Origin of the sequence: Bifidobacterium hapali, from assembly GCF_002259755.1 — a bacterium.
Lineage (GTDB): Bacteria > Actinomycetota > Actinomycetes > Actinomycetales > Bifidobacteriaceae > Bifidobacterium > Bifidobacterium hapali.
The window spans coordinates 1-1,788 of the sequence record NZ_MWWY01000062.1; the positions used below are offsets into that span (position 1 = coordinate 1).

Here is a 1,788-nt window from a genome sequence, read left to right on the forward strand (position 1 = left end):
GCCCGCGAGGATCTTCAGGGCGGCGAGGGTCTCGTCGTCCGGGCCCGCGTCCCTGAGGCTTTCGGGGATTTTGAGCGCGGCCCATGCGATCACGTACGCGTCCCTCCGGTCGGTCTTCGCGGTTCCGGGCAGCAATTGCGCGGTCCGGCGCATCGCGGTGCCGGGCAGGTAGGCGACCTGTACGCCCATGCTCCGGGCCACGGTCAGCGGCAGGGAGCCGATGGTGTTGGGCTGGTCGACGACCAGCAGCACGCGCCCGCGTCTGGAGAGCTTCTCCAGCATCGTGCGGATGGCCTTCTCGTCCTGTTTGAGTGGCTTGTCGTACAGGGTGTTGCCGTCGTGGTCGAGGGCGTGCGCGTGGTGCGCGCTCTTGCCCACGTCCAGTCCGACCCACACGTCGATGTCGTCCGGAGTCATCGTCATCCCTCCCGTCATGAAGGTTTCCGGCCGCCGTGGACCCTGCAAGAAGGTCCGGACGCCCGCGCCGCATCCACATTACGAAGAGACCTGCGCCATGCGTCCCGAAGCGTCCATACGGCCGGCCTGGTTCCTATCAGCGGTCTGCGAACGCCCCCGCTCCCGGCGACAACACCCCCCGGATCATCAATAACAGGGCAGGAAAGTCATACCGGAACCGGCGACCCGGCCCCGACCATTCGGGACCTACCAAACATAGTAATGGGGTGGGTTCGACGACAAGGGGAGCTGAGAAAAACGTGAACGAACCTCTGACGAGAATATAAGTGTGATGTGATGGCGTTAATGAACTAGGGTAGCGGTCGTAAATATGTAGGCGAGGCATGAGTGTTGAATGGCTGACCGTATGTGCGTTGAGTGTCAGCGTGAGAGGATGCGCGCGTTAGATGAGCGCGTATAAAGCGTTGAAAAATAAGGCGACACGCCGTGACTTGCGCTGGGTAAGATACTCGCGTATATTAATCACCTGTTGCGCGGTTCGCTGCACAACGGAAAAGTTAAGCCCCCATCGTCTAGCGGTCTAGGACTACGCCCTCTCACGGCGCCAACACCGGTTCAAATCCGGTTGGGGGTACGACGGATAACTTATATAAGTTATCGCGCCAGCCAAATTGGGATGTGGTGTAATTGGCAACACAGCTGATTCTGGTTCAGCCATTCTTGGTTCGAGTCCAGGCATCCCAGCCAATGAGCCCTCGCAAGTGCGAGGGTTTTTTGTTATTCTCGCGCATTTCAGTGTCACGCATCAGGTAGTAGGCGTGGCGCGTCAATCAGTGTCGCGCGTCAATCGCGGGTTAATGGTCGAAACGTGGGGTTATAGGCCAAAATGTGTGTCTGGTGGTCTAGTCGTTGGATGGCCATTCGACCCGGGTGTGGAAGTCGTTCCAGTCGATGCCGGTGCCGTGGTGCATGGGGATGCCGAACGTCTCGTATCGGCCCTGCGGGCTGTTCTCCCATGCCTTCTGGTAGAGGCTCTCCAGCCGTTCGTCCGTGATCGCGTTCGTCGCCAGCCATGCGTCCGTCTCGGGGTGTTCGGCGTGCTGGTGGCACCACCAGCAGATCGCCTTCAGTTGCCGGATCAGGCGCAGTCCGCGGTGATGGCGCAGCATGTCCCGGATTCGTCCGTTCCATGATTCGATGAGGTTGTTCGTGGATGGTATCGTTCCGTTCTCCGTCAGGTCCTCGTCGAGGAACGTGAACAGGTGCCCCTCGCGGATGCGTCCGCGGATCATGCGCTTGGCCTTGACGAGTCTTTGGTGCATGTCGTTCACGCTGCCGTCGGCGTATTCGCTTTTCTCGTCGAGGAAACCC

General features: G+C 60.1%; 1 protein-coding gene, 2 tRNA genes and 1 pseudogene. 2 read left to right on the forward strand and 2 right to left on the reverse strand.

What is annotated here, in order from left to right; genetic code table 11:
* A partial coding sequence (locus tag BHAP_RS11220) for an IS110 family transposase (protein WP_143248813.1) occupies nt 1-417 on the reverse strand: 417 nt, incomplete at its 3' end.
* Between the two features lie 561 nt (nt 418-978).
* On the opposite strand from BHAP_RS11220, the gene BHAP_RS11225 reads away from it, so the two are divergent.
* Nucleotides 979-1,051: transfer RNA gene (locus tag BHAP_RS11225), tRNA-Glu, on the forward strand.
* Between the two features lie 38 nt (nt 1,052-1,089).
* Nucleotides 1,090-1,164: transfer RNA gene (locus tag BHAP_RS11230), tRNA-Gln, on the forward strand.
* 155 nt (nt 1,165-1,319) lie between these two features.
* Here BHAP_RS11230 and BHAP_RS11235 read toward each other — a convergent pair.
* Nucleotides 1,320-1,788: pseudogene (locus tag BHAP_RS11235) on the reverse strand (IS256 family transposase); the annotation flags it as partial.